This window comes from Streptomyces achromogenes subsp. achromogenes (assembly GCF_000720835.1).
GTDB lineage: Bacteria > Actinomycetota > Actinomycetes > Streptomycetales > Streptomycetaceae > Streptomyces > Streptomyces achromogenes.
On sequence record NZ_JODT01000011.1, the window covers coordinates 143,069 to 164,113 of the forward strand.

Genomic DNA, 21,045 nt, shown 5'->3' on the forward strand with positions numbered 1-21,045 from the left:
GCTCTTTTCGCCCGGATTTCGTAACGGTCACCGGCCGGGCAGGCTCAGGCCAAGGCTCAGCGGCCGGCCGTCGCGTCGCACGCCTGCGCGCGCAGCGCCCGCGCCAGGTCGTCCCGCGCCTCCAGCACCAGCCGCCGCAGCGCCGGCGCCGCGTCCTCGTGCGCCGCCAGCCACGCGTCCGTCGCCTCCAGCGTCTCCGGCCGGTCCTGCAACGCCGGGAACAGACCCCGCACCACGTCCATGCCGATCTGGATCGACCGCTCCCGCCACACCCGCTCGATCGCCGCGAAGTACAACTGCGCGTACGGCGCGGTCAGCTCCCGCTGCGACGGCTGGGCGAACCCCGCGATCGTCGCCTCCACCAGCGCGTTCGACAGCGCGTCCGACTCCACCACCTGCGCCCACGCCTGCGCCTTGACCGCCGCCTGCGGCCGCGCGGCCAGACAGCGCACCTGGTGCCGCTTGCCGGACGCCGTGTCGTCCCGGGCCAGCTCCGCCGCCAGCACCGACTCGTCGGCCGCCCCGTGCGCCGCCAGCGGCTCCAGGAACACCCAGCGCAGCTCCTGGTCCACCTCCAGCCCCTCGACCTCGGTGGTGCCGTCCAGCAGGTCCCGCAGCAGCTTCAGATCCGGCTCCGAAGAGGCCACGGCGGCGAAGAACCGCGCCCAGGCCAGCTGGTGCTCACTGCCCGGCGCGGCCGACCGCAGCTCCCGCAGCGCCCCCTCGGCCAGCAGCTCCCCGCCGGTCTCCCGCCAGGCGGGCGCCGCGTAGTACGTCAGCGCCGAGTTCGCCCAGGCGTGCAGCATCTGCAGCACGCCGATGTCCGGCTCACGGCCCGCGAACCGCAGCACCAGACCGATGAACTCCCGCGCCGGCAGCAGCCCGTCCCGGGTCATGTTCCACAGCGCCGACCAGCACAGGGCACGCGCCAGCGGATCGGTGAGCCCGCCCAGGTCCGTGCGCAGCGTCTCCAGCGACGTCGCGTCGAACCGGGTCTTGCAGTAGGTCAGGTCGTCGTCGTTGACCAGCACCAGATCCGGCGCCTGGAGTCCCGCCGCCTCCGCCACCACCGTGCGCGGCTCGTGCACGTCCGTCTCCACGCGCGCGTACCGCTCCAGGGTGCCCTCGGGCGTACGCCGGTACAGGCCCACCACGATCCGGTGCGGACGCAGCTCCGGGTGCGACTCCGGGGCCTCCTGGACGACGGCCAGCTCGGCGATCCGGCCGCCCGTGGTGTCCAGCAGCACCTGCGGGGTCAGCGCGTTCACGCCCGCCGTCTGCAGCCACGACCGCGCCCACGCGCTCATGTCCCGGCCGCTCGTCTCGCCCAGCACCGACAGCAGGTCGCCCAGGCGCGTGTTGCCGTACGCGTGCCGCTTGAAGTAGCGCCGGGCGCCCTCCAGGAACGCGTCCCGGCCGACGTACGCCACCAGCTGCTTGAGCACCGAGGCGCCCTTGGCGTAGGTGATGCCGTCGAAGTTCAGCTTGGCGTCCTGCAGGTCACGGATGTCCGCCGTGATCGGGTGCGTCGAGGGCAGCTGGTCCGCGCGGTACGCCCACGCCTTGCGCCGGTTGGCGAAGGTGATCCAGGCGTCCTTGAAACGGGTCGCGCCGACGCTCGCGAACGTGCCCATGAAGTCCGCGAAGGACTCCTTCAGCCACAGGTCGTCCCACCACTCCATGGTGACCAGGTCGCCGAACCACATGTGCGCCATCTCGTGCAGGATGACGTTGGCCCGCGCCTCGTAGGACGCCTGCGTCACCTTCCCCCGGAAGACGTACTCCTCCCGGAACGTCACCATCCCCGGGTTCTCCATCGCGCCCAGGTTGTACTCCGGCACGAACGCCTGGTCGTACTTCCCGAACGGGTACGGGTAGTCGAAGTGCTCGTGGAAGAAGTCCAGGCCCTGCTTGGTGACCAGGAAGATGTCGTCGGCGTCGAAGTACGGGGCGAGCGCCTTGCGGCACATCGCGCCCAGCGGGATCTCCACCTTCGTGCCGTCCTCGAAGGTACGGCTGTAGGAATCCGTCACATAGTGGTACGGGCCCGCCACCACACACGTGATGTACGTCGAGATCGGCTTCGTCTCCGCGAACCGCCACACCCCGTCCACGAGTTCACCGGCGCCGTTGCCCCACACCGTCCAGCCCTCCGGCGCCCGCACCTCGAACCGGTACGGCGCCTTCAGGTCCGGCTGCTCGAAGTTCGCGAACACCCGGCGGGCGTCGGCCGGTTCGTACTGCGTGTACAGGTAGACCTCGCCGTCCTCCGGGTCGACGAAGCGGTGCAGGCCCTCACCGGTGCGCGAGTACGCGCACTGCGCGTCCACCACCAGCTCGTTCTCCGCCGCCAGGTCCTCCAGCGCGATCCGCGAGCCGTCGAAGACCTCACCCGGGTCCAGGTCCCGGCCGTTGAGCGAGACGGAGGTGACCCGCGGGGCGAGCAGATCGGCGAAGCTGGACGCGCCCGGCTCGTTGCACCGGAACCGCACGGTGGTCACCGAACGGAACGTGCGCGGCTCGCCGTCCCCGTCGCCGACGGCGGACCGCAGGTCCAGGAACACGTCGTAGCCGTCGACGGACAGCAGGGCGGCCCGCTCCCGGGCCTCGTCGCGGAAAAGATTCTCACCGGGCACGGACGGCACTCCCTCGTGATCGCGTGAAGATCGGCTGAGACAGGACCGATCCTGCCATGTGCTCCTGACGGCGGACAGCGGGGAATGCGGGTGGCGCCCGCCTCGTTGTCGCGGGAAACGCACTTTCGCCAAGGAGCGCCATGTCCGAGACCGCCACCTCGTCCGGCAAGACCCCCGTCGACTTCTGGTTCGACCCGCTGTGCCCGTGGGCCTGGATGACCTCCCGCTGGGTGCTGGAGGTGGAGAAGCTCCGCGACATCGAGGTGCGCTGGCACGTCATGAGCCTCGCGGTCCTCAACGAGGACAAGCTCGACGAGCTGCCCGAGGACTACCGCGAGCTGCTGACCACCAAGGCGTGGCCGGCGGTCCGCGTGGTCACCGCGGCCTGGCAGAAGCACGGCCAGGACGTCGTCGGCCCGCTGTACACCGCCCTTGGTACCCGCATCCACAACAACGGCGAGGGCCCGACCCCGGAGGCCATCGCGGGCGCCCTCGCCGACGCCGGCCTGCCCGCCGAGCTGATCGACTACGCCGGCCAGGACGACTTCGAGTTCGAGGCCGAGCTGCGCGCCTCCCACAAGGAGGGCATCGAGAAGGTCGGCCAGGACGTCGGCACCCCGGTCATCGCCCTGCCCGGCTCCGACGGCGAGCAGATCGCCTTCTTCGGCCCCGTCGTCACCCCCACCCCCAAGGGCGAGGAGGCGGCCCGCCTGTGGGACGGCACGGTGGCGGTGGCCTCGGTACCGGGCTTCTACGAGATCAAGCGGACCCGGACCAAGGGCCCCGACTTCAGCAACCTGTAACCGTCTCCGTCCAGGGGCAGACCCTCGTGAGTCACGTCCTCTGGCAACAAGTGGATCAGAGCAGCAGAAAGGCCCCCACGTGTGTTCCGTGGGGGCCTTTCTGCGCGTGCGGTGCGGTGCGGGGCGCTCAGTCCTTGGCGCGCAGCCGCTGCCAGCCGTAGCCGACCGCGGCCAGGAACAGGGCCATGCCGCCCGAGGAGTACAGCTGGGTGCGGGTGTCCGGCTCGCGCCACATCAGCACGAAGATCGCGGCCATGCCGGCCAGCGCCACCCAGGTCAGCCACGGGAACGCCCACATGCGCACGACCAGCCGCTCGGGGGCCTCGCGCTCGATGCGGCGGCGCAGCAGCAGCTGGGAGACCGCGATGAAGATCCACACGACCAGGATGACCGCGCCGATCATGTTCAGCAGCCACTTGAAGATGTCGTCCGGCCGCCAGTAGTTGAGCAGCACGCACACGAAGCCGAGCACGGAGGAGGTGACCACCGCGATCCGGGGCACCCCGCCGGACAGCCGCGCCAGCACCTTCGGGCCCTGGCCGCGCTCGACCAGCGAGAAGGCGATGCGCGAGGCGCCGTAGATGTTGGCGTTCATGGCGGACAGGAGGGCGACGAGGATGATCACCTGCATCAGCTGTCCCGCCCCGGGGATGCCGAGGTGTTCGAGCGTGGCCACGTACGGACCCTTGTCCTGGTTGGCGATGTCCTTCGAGTCCCACGGGACCAGGGTGACGACGACCGCCATCGAGCCGACGTAGAAGACGGCGACACGGAACATCGCGGTCCGTACGGCGCGTGCCACGCCCCGCACCGGGTCCTGGGACTCGGCCGCGGCGATGGTGACCGTCTCCAGGCCGCCGTAGGCGAAGACCGAGGCGAGCAGGCCGATCACCAGGCCGTCGCCGCCGTTCGGCAGGAAGTCGGTGAGGTTGGAGGTGCCGGGCGCGTCCGTGCCGGGCAGCACGCCGGCGATGGCCAGCACGCCGAGGATCAGGAACAGGCTGATCGCGCCGACCTTCAGCGCGGCGAACCAGAACTCGAACTCGCCGAAGTTCTTCACGGCGGCCAGGTTCGTGCCGCAGAACACCACCATGAACAGGAGCACCCACATCCACTGCGGGGTGCCCGGCAGCCAGCCGTGGACGATCTTCGCGGCTCCCATGCCTTCGATGCCGACCGCCGTACACAGCAGCACCCAGAACGACCAGCCCGCCGCGAAGCCGGCCCACGGGCCGATCGCGCGCTCGGCGTGCGCGGAGAAGGAGCCCGACGACGGATAGGCGGCCGACATCTCGCCGAGCATCCGCATCACCAGCATCACCAGCACCCCGGAGAGGGCGTAGGCGATCACGATGGACGGCCCGGCGGCGGCGATGCCCGAGCCGGAGCCGACGAAGAGCCCCGCGCCGATCACCCCGCCCAGGGCGATCATCGAAAGATGGCGCTGTTTGAGGCCGTGGGAGAGGGAGCCGTCCGCCCGCTGTGGCGTCGTCTCCGTGGTCGTGCTGTTGGGCATGGGTGCTGCTCTCCCCCGTGCAATGGGCGGGCAAAAACCCCGCCAGTCTCCGCGTCCCGTCCGCTCAGGCGAAGGGGCTGACCACTATCCGGACACCTCTGGTGCGCAGGGTTAATCTACGGTTACGCCGTCGAGCGTGACCAGAGGTCGTACGCGACTCGCAACTCCTTTGGTGGGATTCCACAGTTGGGGAGTCCGTCCGGTCCGCGCGGAACACGTGAGGGAAACGGCTCCGCCTCAGTGATCAGTCTCACGCCCCGGCCGGTGTAATCCCCAGCCTTTGTCCGGAGCCCACCAAGTCGCCGTTCCGGCCTTTGTCGGGCGCTGACGGTGATCGTGACGGGCGCACCGGTATAGCGTCACGGTGTCCCGACGTGTCCACACCACCCCGTGGAGTCCCCATGGCCACCGCCACCGCCACCACCCGCCCCGGCGCAGTCCTCGCCGACCTGCTCCCGGCCTCCCGCGTCCGCGACGCCGCCCTCGTGGTCGGCGGCGCCGCGCTCACCGGCCTCGCGGCCCAGCTGTCGGTGCCCGTGCCCGGCTCCCCGGTGCCGGTGACCGGCCAGACCTTCGCCGCGCTGCTCGTCGGCACCGCCCTCGGTGCCCGCCGCGGCTTCCTCTCCCTCGCCCTGTACGCGGTCGCCGGTCTGGCGGGCGTGCCGTGGTTCGCGGACGGCAAGGCCGGCACCGGTCTCGTCTCCTTCGGCTACGTCCTCGGCATGCTGCTGGCCTCCGCCGTCGTCGGCGCCCTGGCCCGGCGCGGCGCCGACCGCTCGCCGCTGCGCATGGCCGGCACGATGGTCCTCGGCGAGGCGGTCATCTACGCCGTGGGCGTGCCCTACCTGGCCCTGGCGGCCCACCTGTCCGCGTCCGAGGCGATCGCGGCCGGCCTCACCCCGTTCCTGATCGGGGACGCCCTCAAGGCCGCCCTGGCGATGGGCGCCCTGCCCACCGCCTGGAAGGCGCTCGGCAAGCGCTAGAAGCCGTACGCCGGTACGCCGGTACGCCGGTACGCCGGTACGCCGGTACGACAGAGGCTCGCCGGGTCGGGATCACTCCACGACCCTGGCGAGCCTCTGTCTTCAACGTACGACGTGTACCGCGGGGAGCGGATCAGCCGATGGTCACCTTGTCGGCCGGGGACTCGGCCGCGGGCGCCGGGCGGGCCGCCGCCAGCCGCTGCCGCACCACCGCGATCACCAGCACGATCGCCGCGACCAGCAGCGACAGCAGCACGGTCTGGCGGCCGTCGTGCTCGGTGTCGAACAGCATGTAGACCAGCACGCCCACGATCAGCGCCGCCGTCGCCCAGGTCAGATACGGGTACAGCCACATCTTCACGACCAGCTTCTCCGGCGCCTCGCGCTGGATGATCTTCCGCATCCGCAGCTGCGAGAAGCAGATGACCAGCCACACGAACAGCGCGACCGCGCCGGAGGAGTTGACCAGGAAGAGGAAGATCGTGTCCGGGGACAGGTAGTTGAAGAAGACGGCGACGAAGCCGAACACGACGGACGCGAGGATCGCGGTCCTCGGCACGCCGCGGCTGTTGACCCGCGCGAACGCCTTCGGCGCGTCACCGCGCTCGCCGAGCGAGAAGGCCATCCGGGACGCCGTGTACAGGCCGGAGTTCAGACAGGACAGCACCGAGGTCAGCACGATGACGTTCATGATCTCGCCGGCGTGGGCGATGCCCAGGGAGTTCAGCGCGGCGACGTACGAACCGTCCTTCGCGATGGACGCGTCGTCCCACGGCAGCAGCGAGACGACGACCAGGATCGAGCCCAGGTAGAAGACACCGATGCGCCAGATGATGCTGTTGGTGGACTTGGTGACGGCCTGCTGCGGGTTCTCGGACTCGCCGGCCGCCAGCGTGGCGATCTCGCTGCCCATGAAGGAGAACACGACCAGCAGCACACCGGTGAGGATCGCGCCGGGACCGTGCGGCAGGAAGCCGCCGTGCGAGGTGAGGTTGCCGAAGGAGGCCTTGTCGGCGTCCACGCCCGGCAGCACGCCGAACACGGCGAGCAGACCGATGACGACGAACGCGCCGATCGCCACGACCTTGATGCCGGCGAACCAGAACTCGAATTCGCCGTAGGAGCCGACGGAGACGAGGTTGGTCGCGGTCAGCACGATCATCACGATCAGTGCCCAGCCCCATTGCGGGACGGCGGGGACCCAGCCTTCGAGGATCTTCGCGCCGGCGGTCGCCTCGACCGCGAGGACGACGACCCAGAAGAACCAGTACAGCCAGCCGATGGAGAACCCGGCCCAGCGGCCGAGCGCGCGGTCGGCGTGCGCGGAGAAGGAGCCGGACGTCGGATTGGCGGCGGACATCTCGCCGAGCATCCGCATCACGAGGACGACGAGCGTGCCGACGAGGGCGTACGACAGGAGGATGCCGGGTCCCGCGGTGGCGATACCCGTGCTGGAACCGACGAAGAGGCCGGCTCCGATGACGCCACCGATCGCGATCATCGACAGGTGGCGGTTCTTGAGTCCTGCTTGGAGGCCCGAACCAGGGGTCATGGACGGAGTTCCTTTGCGCCAGGTGGAGCTGCTCGTACGAGCGGTGTACGAGTCGGTCCAGTGAATCCGAGGCCAACGGAATGGGGAACCTCCGAATCCGTATCGTTACCTCTGGTTCCCTTGAGGATCTATGGCATGTCTCACAGGGTTTCGGGCCGGCCGCCCGCCGACACCCTGGGGCTGCTGCCCCGGGGGGCGCGTGTCACACTCGTTGCATGCGCGTGTATCTCGGCTCCGACCATGCGGGCTACGAACTGAAGAACCACCTCGTCGAGTGGCTGAAGGCGGCCGGGCACGAGCCCGTCGACTGCGGGCCGCACATCTACGACGCCCAGGACGACTACCCGCCCTTCTGCCTGCGTGCCGCGGAGCGGACGGCCGCGGACGCCGACGCCCTCGGCATCGTGATCGGCGGCTCCGGCAACGGTGAGCAGATCGCCGCGAACAAGGTGAAGGGCGTGCGGGCGGCGCTGGCCTGGAGCGAGGAGACGGCGGCGCTCGGGCGGCAGCACAACAACGCCAACGTGGTGGCCGTGGGTGCGCGCATGCACAGCACCGAGGAGGCCACCAAGTTCGTCGAGGTCTTCCTGAACACGCCGTTCTCCGGTGACGAGCGGCACGTCCGGCGCATCGAGATGCTGGCGGACTACGAGACCACGGGCACCCTCCCCCCGATCCCGGCCCACCACCCCCAGCAGCCGTAACCCCACCGGAACCGCCGATCCCGGCCCGGCCGCGCGGCCTCGACCGAGCCGGTCCGCTCATGCTGTGGCCGGCAGGGCCGGTCCTGGCGTGTCGGGTTGGCTGTGACAGCTCTGGGCGTGCCGGGGCTCGCGGTATCCCGTTCGGTCGTGTCGGGTCTGGCCGTGCCTCGGCCGGCCCCGGCTGGCTGCGGTACCTGGGGCCGCGCCCCTTGCCCTTGCCCTTGGCCGCCCGCCCGACTGGAAGCCCGGATCTACGGGGGCCTCGCCTCCGGCCCTCGGTTCGACCGCCCACCGGGTTCAGCGGACCGGAAGCCGGGGCCGGGTCGGCCCGCCCCGCCCCACGCCCTTCGCTTCCCCGCCCCGGGGGCGTCGGACGCTCACCCCTCGATCTGCCGAGTCAGGTGGGCGGGCGGGAAAAGATGACGCAGGAAAGGACACCCCGCCTTGCCGGAAGGGCACACCATCCATCGGCTGGCCCAGGACTACGCCGGGCGCTTCCTGGGCACGGCACCCCGCGTCACCAGCCCCCAGGGCAAGTTCTCCGACGCCGCCGCCCTCCTGGACCGTAGCGAGCTGACCGCCACCGAGGCCCACGGCAAGCACCTCTTCCTCGGGTTCCGGCACAGCGACTGGGTCCACATCCACCTCGGCCTGTTCGGCAAGGTCGGCTTCGGCGACGCCCCCGCACCCCCGCCGACGGACACCGTCCGGCTCCGCCTGGCGAACGACACCTCGTACGTGGACCTGCGCGGCCCCACCACCTGCGCCCTGATCACGGACACCGAGAAGCAGCGGATCCACGACCGGCTCGGCCCCGACCCGCTGCGCGCGGACGCCGACCCGGCCGCCGCGTACCGCAGGATCTCCCGCAGCCGTACGACGATCGCCGCCCTGCTCATGGACCAGAAGATCGTGGCCGGCGTCGGCAACGTCTACCGCGCCGAGGTGCTGTTCCGGCACGGCATCGACCCCTACCGCACCGGCCGCGAGATCACCCCGGCCGAGTGGGACGCGATCTGGGCCGACCTGGTGGAGCTGATGCGCGAGGGCGTGCGGAACAACCGGATCGACACCGTCCGCCCCGAGCACACCCCGGAGGCGATGGGCCGCCCGCCCCGCGTGGACGACCACGGCGGCGAGGTGTACGTCTACCGCCGCGCGACCCTGCCCTGCCACATCTGCGGCGACGAGATCCGCACCGCCGGCCTCGCCGCCCGCAACCTCTTCTGGTGCCCCACCTGCCAGCGGACCTGAGCCTGCGGCTAGAAACCGTGCGGCAGCCACGGGGCCAGCGGTGAGCCGAACGCCACCGACGCCTCCGCCAGCGCCCCCGGCCGCAGCTCCCGCACCCGTCCGGCCGCCGCCAGCGACAGCAGGGACACCCCGCCGAGGTACGCCGAGCCCACCTCCCGTACGGACAGGGCGAGTTCCGCCGCGTCGGCCGTACGCTCGCAGGACGCGCCCTTCGCGTCGCCCGTCAGCCGCCAACGCCCCGCGTTCCAGGGACAGAAGGCGTCCTCCACCTCGAACACGACGTCCACCGGCGCCTGGTACGTGCGCGCCGACAGCGCCGCGCCGACGTCCACCAGCCGGACGTAGGCGTCGTCGCGCAGCCGCGGATCGCAGCGGCGGATGTCGGAGACCAGATACCGCAGGGCGTCGTCCACCGGCCGCGACGGCACCGACAACGTCGTCATCAGGTCGATGCCGAACAGGAACCGCCACAGCGCGGCCTCGGTCGCCGTATCCAGCCCGGCCAGGTCCTTCAGCCGTACCGTGCCGGCGGGGGCACCGCCGGCGTCCCAGGATCCCTTGGTGTGGAAGCGGGCGTAGCCGGTGATCTCGCCGTCCCGTTCGGCGACCACGCACTGCATCGGCGGCCCCCCGTCCCGGTGGCGCTCGATGTCGACCAGGGCGACCCGCTCCCAGTTCGGCTGCCGGGCCAGCATGCCGGGCCGGCGCGGCACCAGGGCCGCGTACACCGCCTCGCAGGCGTCCAGCACGTCGGCCGGCGCCGCGGACCGCACCCGTACCTCGTCGGTGCCGGCGGGCAGGGCCAGGGTCACCCGGCTGGTGTCGATCTCGGCGCTGATCCGGAACGTGGCGGTGCCGTATCCGAAGCGGCCGTAGATGGCCGGCTCCGACGCGGTCAGCATCGCCACCGGCTCGCCCCGCTCGTGGAAGTCGTCCAGCTGCCGGCGCATGATCGAGGTCAGCACGCCGCGCCGCCGGTGGGTGGCGGCGACGCTCACCATCGTCACTCCCGCCGTGGGGACCAGGGCCCCGCCCGGCACGGTCAGCCGGAAGCTGAACGCCCCCGCCGTGCCGACGAGCGTGTCCCCGTCCCAGGCGGCGAGGGAGCGGTCGAACTCCGTGGTCGCCCGCTCCGCCTCGCGTTCCTCCCCGGAGGCCGGCCCCGCGCCGAAGGCCCGGTACAGGGCGTCGCACCACCCGTCCCACTCGTCCTCGCGCAGCGGCCTCAACTCGGTTCCGTGAACAGTCCCCATGGGCCATGCCTATCAGGGCGCAGGAGGGCGGGCCAGCAATTTTCGTCCCGGCGCGGGCGCCGCGCGGCCCGGCGTGCGCGCGGCGAAGCGGAATCCCGCAGGGGGACAACCGGGACCTCCCGTGCCAAGCGGCCGGTCCGCTGGATAGGGTCCCGAACTGATGGCAGCAGGACGACAGCGGCGCGCGAAGGCCGACACGTTCACGGCCCGGTGCAAGAAGCGGTGGCACCGGGCCCGCGTCGGGCTGCGCAAAAGCGCCGTGGACTACTTCCGCGGCGACGGCTCCGACTGGATCGCCTTCGCCGGACTGCTGCTGGCCGTCCCGCTCCTCGCGGCCATGACCCTGCTCGACCCGGTGTGGTGGTCCCCGGCGACCCTGGTGCTGCCGATCGTCGCCGGCGGTCTGCTGCTGCGCCCGGCGAGCCTGCTCGGGCTGTACGCGGCGGCGGCCACCGCGCTGATCGTGGAGTCGGTGCGGCTCGGCCCGTACACCGAGGGCCCCTCCCGGGTCACCCCCGGCGTGGTCCTGGTGGTCGCCGCGTGCGGCTTCTTCGGGCTGCTGACCGCGCAGTTCCGCAGCCGGGTCGGCGTGCCCTGGCGGCGCGGCGGCACGATGCTGTTCGACCTGCGCGAGCGGATCCGGGTGCAGAGCAAGCTGCCGAAGCTGCCCAAGGGCTGGCACCACGAGATGGCGCTGCGGCCGGCGGGCGGGCAGTCCTTCTCCGGTGACTTCGTCGTCGCGGCCCGTACGAACGGCGGCCGGACGCTGGAGGTCGTCCTCACCGACGTGTCCGGCAAGGGCATGGACGCGGGCTCCCGGGCCCTGCTGCTGTCCGGCGCCTTCGGCGGTCTGCTCGGCTCGCTGCCCCCGCACGCCTTCCTGCCGGCCGCCAACGGCTATCTGCTCCGCCAGGACTGGGAGGAGGGCTTCGCCACCTCCATCCACCTGGTGCTGGACCTGGACTCCGGGGACTACGAGCTGTACTCCGCGGGCCATCCGCCGGGGCTCCAGCTGAGCGCGGGCAGCGGACGCTGGGAGGAGAAGGCCGCCGAGGGCCCGCTGCTCGGTGTGTACGACGGCGCCCAGTTCGACCCCGTGAAGGGCTCGCTACGGCCCGGGGACGTGTTGATGCTGTTCACAGACGGTTTGGTGGAGACCGCCGAGCGGGACATCGTGGAGGGCATCGACCGGCTCACCGGCGAGGCCGACCGCTATGTGCCGGGCGGCTTCCACGGCGCCGCCTGGCATCTCATCGAAGCGGTCGCCAAGGACGTCAACGACGACCGGGCCCTGCTGCTGATCTGCCGCGAGACGTCCACGACCCGCTGAGCCGGGTCCCCCGGATCCCACCGCGGGGCACACTGAGGGCATGCCCCTTCTCACCCTCGCCGAGGTCGAGACGCTCGCCCGAGCCGCCCACGACGGCCAGACCGACAAGGCCGGACGGCCGTACGCCGAGCACCTCGCGGCCGTGGCCGGGGGCGTGCGCGCCCGGGGCGGCGACCCCGACCAGATCGCGGCGGCCTGGCTGCACGACGCCGTGGAGGACGCCGCGCTCAGCGAGGAGTGGCTGGCGGCGGCCGGCCTCACCGCGCGGACCAAGGCCATCGTGCGGGCCCTCACCAAAGAACCGGGGGAGTCCCAGGAGGCCTACGCCGCCCGGATCCTCGCCACCCCGGGCGCGCTGCTGGTGAAGGAGGCCGACCTCGCGCACAACGCCGACCCGGAGCGCCTCGCCGTCCTCCCCGAACCGGTCCGGACCCGGCTGACCGGGAAGTACGACCGGATGCGCGCGCTCCTCGGCCTGCGCCCGTGACACAGGGCCCGGCCGCCTAGACCCCGACGCTCTCCCGTTGCCGTTGCCGTTGCCGTTGTCCTCGCTGTTGCCGTTGCCCTCGCCGGTTGCGGCTGCGGGCCTGCTCGGCCGCGTCCTGCCGGAACGCCCATTCCATCCGCGGCTCTACCGCGAAGCGGAAGACCCGCCGCACCGGCCGGGTGCACAGCACCGTGACGGCGGTCGCGGCGAGCACGGTCACCAGGACCACGCCGGGCGGCCGGTGCAGCCAGGGGTGCTCGAACCAGCCGCGGTAGTCGCCGGACTTCATCAGGAAGCCGTGCAGCAGATAGCCGTAGAGGGTGCCCGCGCCGAGCGGGGTGAACCACGTCGTCCGGCTCGGCACCCACGCGAAGAAGCAGGCCGTCAGCAGCAGCGAGCAGCCCATCAGCGCGAGCGTCATCACCGGGCCGCACCACCAGGGGGCGCCCAGCTCCTGCGCCGACTCGCTGTGGGCGAACCACCCGGTGTTCATCCGCGGCACCGCCCACCAGCCGATCGCGAGCGCCGCCGCGAACACCGGCACCGAGGCGATCCGCGCCCGGCGGCGGCGCACCAGCGCGAAGTGCTCGGGCCGCAGGCACAGGCCGAGCACGAAGTACGGCAGGAACTGCAGGACGCGCCGGAGATCGAGGTCGTCGCCGATGTCCGGGCTGACGGACGCCAGCATCGCGATGCCGATGGCCAGCGGCAGCGGATGCCGCACCAGCTGCCACAGCGGAGTGGTCAGCCGCCAGACGAACAACGCGACCAGGAACCAGGTCAGATACCAGGGATCGAGCAGGCTGATGTCCGCGTGCGAGCCGTTGACCAGGTTCCGGAAGAGCGTGTACGCCGTTTCGAACAGGACGTACGGCACGGCGACGCCGGTGATCAGCCGCTTCAGCCGGTGCGGGCGCATGTCGAAATGACGTGAGAAGAAGCCGGAGACGATGATGAACGCCGGCATGTGGAAGGTGTAGACGACGGTGTACACGCTCTCCAGAGGCCGGCTGCCGTCTTTCAGCGGCTCCCAGGCGTGGCCCACCGCGACGAGCACGATGGCCAGGTACTTGGCATTGTCGAAGAACGCGTCGCGCCGCGGCCCCGGTCTGTCCGGCGCCGCCCGCCGCTCCCGCGCTTCCACCGGGGGACGCGGGGTGGGCACTCCGTTCACCGGCGGCTGGGCCAGGGGGAGCGGGCTGCGGTTCGGGCCGGGGGACGGGGCGGCGTCAAACATCTCAGGCACCCTAACCACGTCCCCCGGATTTCGTAAAACCCCCGCAATGATTCCCGCTTATTCGGGCCCCATGCCCGCGTAATGTCCCGATTCATCCCGACTAAAGGGGGCATACATCGTTCCTGTGTCATCAATTCGAATTACCTGGGCATGAGATGTGTGGAGGCGGAAACGAAGTCGGGTAATTCCGTGGGAGCCGCGCGTGGGTGCTTGATCGAATTACTGTGCGGTGGATCGCCCGCGGCGGGCGGCGGTGCCCGACGATTCGTCATCGGCCGCATACGCGGGCCGGGTTGGTGGCACGATGTCCCTGGCGGGGGTGCACGGACCGTACCTCCGGGCCGGGAGAGCGGACCGACCTAGGGTGTGATCAGTTGTGGCCATTTCACTGTCCGTGGTGGTGCTGTTGGCGGTCATCCTGGTGATCCTCATCCGAGGAGGGAACCTCAAGCCCGGCCCCGCCATCGCCGCGATCCTCTTCGGCTTCTTCCTGGCCTCGACCGGCATGGCCCCGTCGATCAACCGCTTCCTGAACTCGATAGCGGACTCCATCAACTCGATCAGGTTCTGACCGACGAGGCAGGACACCCACCCCCCCCCGCACGACAAGCGAGAACAACCCCGACCCCGCCGTCCGCCGCGCGGACGGCCACGCAAGGGGCACGCCGCTCGCCAGGGCTATTCGTAGATCCGGGCGGCGGTCAGGGCGCGGGCAAAGAACGTCCAGTCACCTTCGGGCGGCAGTTCGTGACCGAAGTTCCGGTACCACCCCGGAGACTCGGCGACCCAGGCTTCCAGGGCTGCCAGGAACCTCTCCAGCGTCGCGTTCTCCCACTGCCCGCCGTTGGCTGCGTGGTCCGCTCGAAGGCGCGCCAGGAAGATGCTGAAGGCCTCGCGATCGCCAATGTGGTCGTCGGGACCCAGGGGACTCGTCACAGGCGTGACCCTAAGAGCCCCGGAACGACCGAAGGCCCAGGGAGAGGAAATCAACCTCTCACCTGGGCCTTCGGCATCCAGAGCGGGCGACGGGAATCGAACCCGCGTAGCTAGTTTGGAAGACTAGGGCTCTACCATTGAGCTACGCCCGCAACACCGCACCGCAGGTCGCTGACCGCGGCACAGGAGGCATCGTAGCGGGTCGCCCGCCGCCGAGGCCAACGACTTCCCCCGGGAGGACCGGCCGGCGCCGAGCGGTGGCGGCGCGGCACGCCCCCGCCCGTCCTCCCGCGTGTTGTCCCGCATAATCCGGCCGCCGCGATCGACCGGGGCATGTACCCTACGTGTCGCACACCAGACGGGGTGTGGCGCAGCTTGGTAGCGCGTCCGCTTTGGGAGCGGAAGGCCGTGGGTTCAAATCCCGCCACCCCGACCACCGGCACACGACCCGCGAAGATCGCCTTTTGGGGCGCCGACCGGCTGCGGTTACTATGCAAGCTGCGCGCCCGTGTGTCCTGGCCCTCACGGCCTACGTACTCGTCCGGGCGGCGAATCCGCCGGACCTGTCTGGCTCCGGCAGAAACCAAGAAGTCAGCCACAAGGAGACCGAACCGTGAAGAGCGCCGTGGAGACCCTGAACCCGACCCGGGTTCGGCTCACTGTCGAGGTGCCCTTCGAGGAGCTCAAGGACAGCCTCGACGCGGCGTACAAGAAGATCAACCAGCAGGTCACGGTGAAGGGCTTCCGTAAGGGCAAGATCCCGGCCCGCGTGATCGACCAGCGGTTCGGCCGCGGTGCGGTGCTGGAGGAGGCCGTCAACGACGCGCTGCCGAAGTTCTACACCGAGGCGGTCAACGAGGCCGAGCTCAACGTGCTGGGCCAGCCCGAGGTGGACATCACGGAGCTGAAGGACGGCGAGACGCTGAACTTCACCGCCGAGGTCGACATCCGCCCGGCCCTCGAGATCCCGGACTACTCCGGCATCGAGGTCGAGGTCGACGCCGTCGAGGTCACCGACGAGGACGTCGAGAAGTCGGTCGAGCAGCTCCGTGAGCGCTTCGCCTCCACCACCCCGGTCGAGCGCGCGGCCGAGGAGGGCGACGTCGTCACGATCGACCTGGAGGCCAAGGTCGACGGCGAGGTCCTGGAGGACGGCATCGCCAACGGCGTGTCCTACACCATCGGCTCCGGTGAGCTGCTGGAGGGCATCGACGAGGCCGTGAAGGGCCTGGAGGCCGGTGGCGAGGCCACCTTCACCTCCGAGCTGAAGGGCGGCTCCGCCGCCGGCAAGGAGGCCGAGGTCACCGTCAAGGTCACCCAGGTCGCCAAGCGGGAACTGCCCGAGCTGGACGACGACTTCGCGCAGCTCGCCTCCGAGTTCGACACCCTGGAGGAGCTGAAGGCGGACAGCCGCAAGCGCCTCGCCAACATGAAGCAGTTCGACCAGGCCACGCAGGCCCAGGAGCGCGTCCTGGAGAAGCTGCTGGAGCTGGTGGAGGTCCCCGTCCCCGAGAAGCTGCTCGAGGACGAGATCAACACCCGCAAGCACAACCTGGAGCACCACCAGCTCGCCCAGATGGGCCTCACCCTCGACAAGTACCTGGAGATCCAGGGCAAGACCGCCGAGGAGTTCGAGACCGAGACCCGTGAGGCCGCGGTCAAGGGCATCAAGACCCAGTTCGTCCTGGACGAGCTGGTCAAGAAGGAGCAGCTCAACGTCAACCAGGAGGAGCTCACCGAGCACCTCATGCGGCGCGCCGCCTCCTCCGGCATGTCCCCCGACCAGTTCGCCCAGGCCGTCGTCGAGGGCGGCCAGGTGCCGCTGCTGGTCGGCGAGGTCGCCCGCGGCAAGGCCCTGGCCGTCGTGGTCGAGGCCGCCACGGTGAAGGACACCAACGGCGAGATCGTCAACCTGGACGACGAGGAGGAGGAGACCGAGGCCGCCGAGGCGTCGGAGACCTCCGAGGAGAAGTCCGAGGGCTGAGCGCGAGCCCCGCGGCGCCGGTAACGCCGTACAGCGGGCCCTGGGGATTGTCCCCGGGGCCCGTTCGCGTACGCCGGGGGCCGCGGCCGGCCCGAGGGCGCGGGGACCCGCGCGACAGGCCACGACGCCCCCCGGCCCGACGACCCCCGCACCACCCCGCACGCACCGCGCCCGACGACCGCACCGCCCCGCACCCGGCCTCCGGCGCACTCCCGCACGCACGGCACCCGGCGTCCGGCGAAAGTCCCCCACGCCCCGCACCCGGCCTCCGGCGCCCTCCCCGCACACACGGCACCCGGCGTCCGGCGAACGCCCCCCGCGCTACGCCCCCGGCGAACACTCCCATCTCCGGGATTCCCCGAAGGAGGCTGAGCGTTAGGGTCCATGAATACGGGGGCAGGGGAGTCTCCTGAAACCCCCCGCCAAGCCTCCGGCAGGACGACGTGAGACGGCCCGGCGCCGTCGTAAGACGAGCAGGTGGATACGTGACGAATCTGATGCCCTCCGCCGCCGGCGAGCCTTCCATCGGTGGTGGCCTCGGCGACCAGGTCTACAACCGGCTGCTCAACGAGCGGATCATCTTCCTCGGCCAGCAGGTTGACGACGACATCGCCAACAAGATCACGGCGCAGCTGCTGCTCCTTGCCGCCGATCCGGACAAGGACATCTACCTCTACATCAACAGCCCCGGCGGCTCGGTGACGGCCGGCATGGCGATCTACGACACCATGCAGTACATCCCGAACGACGTGGTCACGATCGCGATGGGCATGGCGGCCTCGATGGGCCAGTTCCTGCTCACCGGCGGTGCCGCCGGCAAGCGCTTCGCCCTGCCGCACGCGGACATCATGATGCACCAGGGCTCCGCCGGCCTCGGCGGCACGGTCTCGGACATCAAGATCCAGGCCGAGTACCTGATGCGCACCAAGAAGCGCATGTCGGAGCTGACCGCGTTCCACTCCGGTCAGTCCGTCGAGACGATCATCCGCGACGGCGACCGCGACCGCTGGTTCACCCCGGAAGAGGCCAAGGAGTACGGTCTCATTGACGAGATCATCACGCACGCCTCGGGTGTTCCGGGAGGCGGCGGCACCGGTGCCTGACCGGCCCGGCCACGCCACGCACCGCCGAGACACCAGCCCCCCGAACGCCACCAGGACGGTGAACCCCATGAGCAACTTCCCCGGCGCCGCCAGCGGTATGTACGAGGGCCCCCGGCCCGACAGCCGCTACGTCATCCCGCGCTTCGTCGAGCGCACCTCCCAGGGCATCCGCGAGTACGACCCGTACGCGAAGCTCTTCGAGGAGCGCGTGATCTTCCTGGGCGTCCAGATCGACGACGCCTCCGCCAACGACGTCATGGCGCAGCTGCTGTGCCTGGAGTCGATGGACCCCGACCGGGACATCTCGATCTACATCAACAGCCCCGGCGGCGACATGACCGCGCTGACGGCGATCTACGACACGATGCAGTTCGTGAAGCCCGACATCCAGACGGTCTGCATGGGCCAGGCGGCCTCCGCCGCGGCCATCCTGCTCGCCGCCGGCACGCCCGGCAAGCGCATGGCGCTGCCGAACTCCCGGGTGCTGATCCACCAGCCGGCCGGCTCCACCGGCCGCGGTCAGCTCTCCGACCTCGAGATCATCGCCAACGAGTTCACCCGGATGCGCGAGCAGCTGGAGAACATGCTGGCCAAGCACTCGAACCGGCCGCTCGAGAAGGTCCGCGAGGACATCGAGCGCGACAAGATCCTCACGGCCGAGGAGGCGCTGGAGTACGGCCTCGTCGACCAGATCATCTCCACCCGCAAGCTGAACAACGCCGCCGTCCGCTGACGCGGATCGCGGCACCCCGAGCCCCCCTTGGCACGGTGCACGGCAAAGTGAACCCTGCCAAGGGGGGCCCGAACACCGGGCCCGGCAAGGTACCGTCGGACATAAGGCAGCACCAGGAGCCGCTGGACTCATGTCGTCCAGGCGTCTCCCAGGCGAAGGGGAAGCACACCGTGGCACGCATCGGTGACGGCGGCGATCTGCTCAAGTGCTCGTTCTGCGGCAAGAGCCAGAAGCAGGTCAAGAAGCTCATCGCAGGGCCCGGTGTGTACATCTGCGACGAGTGCATCGATCTCTGTAACGAGATCATCGAGGAAGAACTCGCGGAGACCAGCGAGGTGCGCTGGGAGGAACTGCCCAAGCCGCGCGAGATCTACGAGTTCCTCGAGGGCTACGTGGTCGGCCAGGAGGCCGCCAAGAAGGCCCTCTCCGTCGCGGTGTACAACCACTACAAGCGGGTCCAGGCGGGCGAGAACGGCGGCGCGAGCGGCCGGGACGACGCGATCGAACTGGCGAAGTCCAACATCCTGCTGCTCGGTCCCACCGGCTCCGGCAAGACCCTGCTGGCGCAGACCCTGGCGCGCATGCTGAACGTCCCGTTCGCGATCGCCGACGCCACGGCGCTGACCGAGGCCGGCTATGTCGGCGAGGACGTCGAGAACATCCTGCTGAAGCTGATCCAGGCGGCGGACTACGACGTCAAGAAGGCCGAGACCGGGATCATCTACATCGACGAGATCGACAAGGTCGCCCGCAAGAGCGAGAACCCGTCGATCACCCGGGACGTGAGCGGCGAGGGCGTCCAGCAGGCGCTGCTGAAGATCCTGGAGGGCACGACGGCCTCGGTCCCGCCGCAGGGCGGCCGCAAGCACCCGCACCAGGAGTTCATCCAGATCGACACGACGAACGTGCTGTTCATCGTGGGCGGTGCCTTCGCGGGCCTGGAGAAGATCATCGAGGCCCGGGCCGGCGCCAAGGGCATCGGCTTCGGCGCGACGATCCTGTCCAAGCGTGAGCTGGAGGCCAAGGACGTCTTCGAGGACGTCATGCCGGAGGACCTGGTCAAGTTCGGCATGATCCCCGAGTTCATCGGCCGGCTGCCCGTGATCACGTCCGTGCACAACCTGGACCGCGAGGCGCTGCTGAAGATCCTGGTCGAGCCGCGCAACGCCCTGGTCAAGCAGTACCAGCGCCTGTTCGAACTGGACGGCGTGGAGCTGGACTTCGAGCGCGAGGCGCTGGAGGCCATCGCCGACCAGGCCATCCTGCGCCAGACCGGCGCCCGCGGCCTGCGCGCCATCATGGAGGAGGTCCTCCAGGGCGTGATGTACGAGGTCCCGTCCCGCAAGGACGTCGCCCGCGTGGTCATCACCGCCGACGTGGTCCTCTCCAACGTCAACCCCACCCTGATCCCGCGCGACGCCCGCGGCCGGGGTTCGGGCGAGCAGAAGACGGCGTAACCGCCGCACGGACACGGCAAGGAAGGGGCCCCGGTCGACCGACCGGGGCCCCTTCGCCGTGGCGGAAGGCCGTCAGGCCTTCACACGGACCGCGCCGCGGAACTTGGCGGTGAGCTCCGCGTCGGCCGTCGGGTCGCTGCTGCGGCCCGCCGCGAGGTTGGCGACGTCCACCGGCATGACCAGGCCGAGGGTGCTGTGGTCGCCCCAGATGCAGATGCTCATCGTGACGTCCTTCGGCCCGCCGTTGCTCGCGCCGGTGGGGGCGCTGGCCTGCTGGCACTTGAGGACCGCGCCGTCGAGCCCGGCCGGCGTGTACGCCTTCGGCTCGCCGTTCAGGGTGACTTCGCTGTCCTTCTCCTCCGTGGCCTTGGTCTTCATGTAGGCGAACATCGCGTCGACGGTCTTCTCGGGGTCGTCGATCGTGCCGTACACACCGCCGAACTGGATCATCTTCTTGCTCAGCGGGTTGTCGTCGTTGCCGGACTCGTACTGCGCGCTGACGTCCTTCGGATCGTGCACGCCCCACTTCTCGGCGTCCTTCAGATCCTTCTTCGTCATCGTGTCGCCGTCGCCGTCCTTCTTCTTGTACTCGGTCAGGACGGTGTCCGGCGTCGTCAGCTTGTGCGGGCCGTCGTCCGCGACACCGCCCCCGCCGCCGCTGCCGCCGAGCACGAAGTACCCGCCGACCGCCAGTGCGGCCACCACGGCCACCGCGCCGATGATCAGCCCGGTCTTCTTCTTTCCGCCGGCCGGCTGCGGCGGCTGCGGCGGCACGCCGTAGGGCTGCTGGCCGTAGGGGTTCGGCTGCTGGCCGTACGGGCCCGGCTGCGGGGGCATGCCCTGCGGGGCGCCCTGCGGCGGCGTGCCCTGCTGCGGGTAGCCGTACCCGGGCTGCGGCGCCGGAGGGGCCTGCTGGGGGTAGCCGTAGCCGGGCTGGGGTGCCTGCGGCGGCTGCTGGCCGTAGGGGCCCGGCTGGCCGTACGGCCCAGGCTGACCCGGCTGGCCGTACGGTCCCGGCTGCTGGGGCGGCTGGCCGTACGGGCCCGGCTGGTTGTTGCTCATTCCTGGGTTCCCCTC

General features: G+C 70.5%; 18 protein-coding genes and 2 tRNA genes. 12 read left to right on the forward strand and 8 right to left on the reverse strand.

The genetic code is table 11. The features are described 5' to 3' along the window. Positions 1-56 precede the first annotated feature (56 nt). Positions 57-2,636, reverse strand: coding sequence for an aminopeptidase N (gene pepN / locus IH25_RS0113460; protein ID WP_030608152.1), 2,580 nt, complete (start codon positions 2,634-2,636; stop codon positions 57-59). A 140-nt stretch (positions 2,637-2,776) separates the two neighbouring features. Between pepN and IH25_RS0113465 the strand changes: the two genes are divergently transcribed. Then, on the forward strand, positions 2,777-3,439 hold the full coding sequence (locus IH25_RS0113465; RefSeq protein ID WP_030608154.1) for a mycothiol-dependent nitroreductase Rv2466c family protein: 663 nt from the start codon (positions 2,777-2,779) through the stop codon (positions 3,437-3,439). 127 nt (positions 3,440-3,566) lie between these two features. Here IH25_RS0113465 and IH25_RS0113470 read toward each other — a convergent pair whose 3' ends face one another. Further along, positions 3,567-4,955, reverse strand: coding sequence for an amino acid permease (locus IH25_RS0113470; protein ID WP_030608157.1), 1,389 nt, complete (start codon positions 4,953-4,955; stop codon positions 3,567-3,569). Between the two features lie 401 nt (positions 4,956-5,356). Here IH25_RS0113470 and IH25_RS0113475 point away from each other — a divergent pair, with 401 nt between their 5' ends. Beyond that, positions 5,357-5,938: a biotin transporter BioY gene (locus IH25_RS0113475; protein WP_030608160.1), complete on the forward strand. Its 582-nt coding sequence runs from the start codon at positions 5,357-5,359 to the stop codon at positions 5,936-5,938. 133 nt (positions 5,939-6,071) lie between these two features. Here IH25_RS0113475 and IH25_RS0113480 read toward each other — a convergent pair whose 3' ends face one another. Then, entirely contained in the window at positions 6,072-7,490 is a 1,419-nt protein-coding gene (locus tag IH25_RS0113480) for an amino acid permease (protein ID WP_030608164.1), read from the reverse strand. 215 nt (positions 7,491-7,705) lie between these two features. Here IH25_RS0113480 and IH25_RS0113485 point away from each other — a divergent pair, with 215 nt between their 5' ends. Together IH25_RS0113485 and IH25_RS0113490 are read left to right on the forward strand one after the other, a co-directional pair. Next, positions 7,706-8,194 carry a ribose-5-phosphate isomerase gene (locus IH25_RS0113485; protein WP_030608167.1) on the forward strand — a complete coding sequence of 163 codons (489 nt, stop codon included), beginning with the start codon at positions 7,706-7,708 and terminating at the stop codon, positions 8,192-8,194. A gap of 444 nt (positions 8,195-8,638) precedes the next feature. Then, positions 8,639-9,448 (forward strand): Fpg/Nei family DNA glycosylase, encoded by an 810-nt coding sequence (locus tag IH25_RS0113490; RefSeq protein ID WP_030608170.1) that lies wholly within the window; start codon positions 8,639-8,641, stop codon positions 9,446-9,448. An 8-nt stretch (positions 9,449-9,456) separates the two neighbouring features. Here the strand turns inward: IH25_RS0113490 and IH25_RS0113495 are convergent, their stop codons facing one another. Further along, entirely contained in the window at positions 9,457-10,701 is a 1,245-nt protein-coding gene (locus IH25_RS0113495; RefSeq protein ID WP_030608173.1) for a GNAT family N-acetyltransferase, read from the reverse strand. A 160-nt stretch (positions 10,702-10,861) separates the two neighbouring features. Here IH25_RS0113495 and IH25_RS0113500 point away from each other — a divergent pair, with 160 nt between their 5' ends. Further along, positions 10,862-12,031: a PP2C family protein-serine/threonine phosphatase gene (locus tag IH25_RS0113500; protein ID WP_030608176.1), complete on the forward strand. Its 1,170-nt coding sequence runs from the start codon at positions 10,862-10,864 to the stop codon at positions 12,029-12,031. 40 nt (positions 12,032-12,071) lie between these two features. Further along, complete coding sequence (locus IH25_RS0113505) at positions 12,072-12,518, forward strand: HD domain-containing protein (RefSeq protein WP_030608179.1); 447 nt, start codon at positions 12,072-12,074, stop codon at positions 12,516-12,518. 16 nt (positions 12,519-12,534) lie between these two features. Here IH25_RS0113505 and IH25_RS0113510 read toward each other — a convergent pair whose 3' ends face one another. Then, positions 12,535-13,755, reverse strand: coding sequence for an acyltransferase family protein (locus IH25_RS0113510; protein WP_051753914.1), 1,221 nt, complete (start codon positions 13,753-13,755; stop codon positions 12,535-12,537). A 376-nt stretch (positions 13,756-14,131) separates the two neighbouring features. On the opposite strand from IH25_RS0113510, the gene IH25_RS0113515 reads away from it, so the two are divergent. Further along, positions 14,132-14,326, forward strand: a complete 195-nt coding sequence (locus tag IH25_RS0113515; protein ID WP_030608186.1) for a hypothetical protein — start codon at positions 14,132-14,134, stop codon at positions 14,324-14,326. A gap of 107 nt (positions 14,327-14,433) precedes the next feature. On the opposite strand, the gene IH25_RS0113520 is transcribed toward IH25_RS0113515, so the two are convergent. Together IH25_RS0113520 and IH25_RS0113525 are read right to left on the reverse strand one after the other, a co-directional pair. Further along, a complete protein-coding gene (locus tag IH25_RS0113520) occupies positions 14,434-14,691 on the reverse strand; it encodes a DUF7660 family protein (RefSeq protein ID WP_245172784.1) in 258 nt (85 codons plus the stop codon). A gap of 81 nt (positions 14,692-14,772) precedes the next feature. Beyond that, positions 14,773-14,843: transfer RNA gene (locus tag IH25_RS0113525), tRNA-Gly, on the reverse strand. 207 nt (positions 14,844-15,050) lie between these two features. Between IH25_RS0113525 and IH25_RS0113530 the strand changes: the two genes are divergently transcribed. The 5 genes from IH25_RS0113530 to clpX all read left to right on the forward strand — a co-directional run bounded on the left by IH25_RS0113530 (position 15,051) and on the right by clpX (position 19,968). Further along, positions 15,051-15,127: transfer RNA gene (locus IH25_RS0113530), tRNA-Pro, on the forward strand. 177 nt (positions 15,128-15,304) lie between these two features. Continuing rightward, positions 15,305-16,675 (forward strand): trigger factor, encoded by a 1,371-nt coding sequence (tig, locus tag IH25_RS0113535; protein ID WP_030608193.1) that lies wholly within the window; start codon positions 15,305-15,307, stop codon positions 16,673-16,675. A gap of 497 nt (positions 16,676-17,172) precedes the next feature. Continuing rightward, positions 17,173-17,778, forward strand: coding sequence for an ATP-dependent Clp protease proteolytic subunit (locus IH25_RS0113540; protein ID WP_030608196.1), 606 nt, complete (start codon positions 17,173-17,175; stop codon positions 17,776-17,778). Between the two features lie 67 nt (positions 17,779-17,845). Then, positions 17,846-18,511 carry an ATP-dependent Clp protease proteolytic subunit gene (locus tag IH25_RS0113545; protein ID WP_030608200.1) on the forward strand — a complete coding sequence of 222 codons (666 nt, stop codon included), beginning with the start codon at positions 17,846-17,848 and terminating at the stop codon, positions 18,509-18,511. 170 nt (positions 18,512-18,681) lie between these two features. After that, positions 18,682-19,968 (forward strand): ATP-dependent Clp protease ATP-binding subunit ClpX, encoded by a 1,287-nt coding sequence (gene clpX / locus IH25_RS0113550; RefSeq protein WP_014672712.1) that lies wholly within the window; start codon positions 18,682-18,684, stop codon positions 19,966-19,968. A gap of 72 nt (positions 19,969-20,040) precedes the next feature. On the opposite strand, the gene IH25_RS0113555 is transcribed toward clpX, so the two are convergent. Then, positions 20,041-21,030: a hypothetical protein gene (locus tag IH25_RS0113555; RefSeq protein ID WP_030608203.1), complete on the reverse strand. Its 990-nt coding sequence runs from the start codon at positions 21,028-21,030 to the stop codon at positions 20,041-20,043. Positions 21,031-21,045 lie beyond the last annotated feature (15 nt).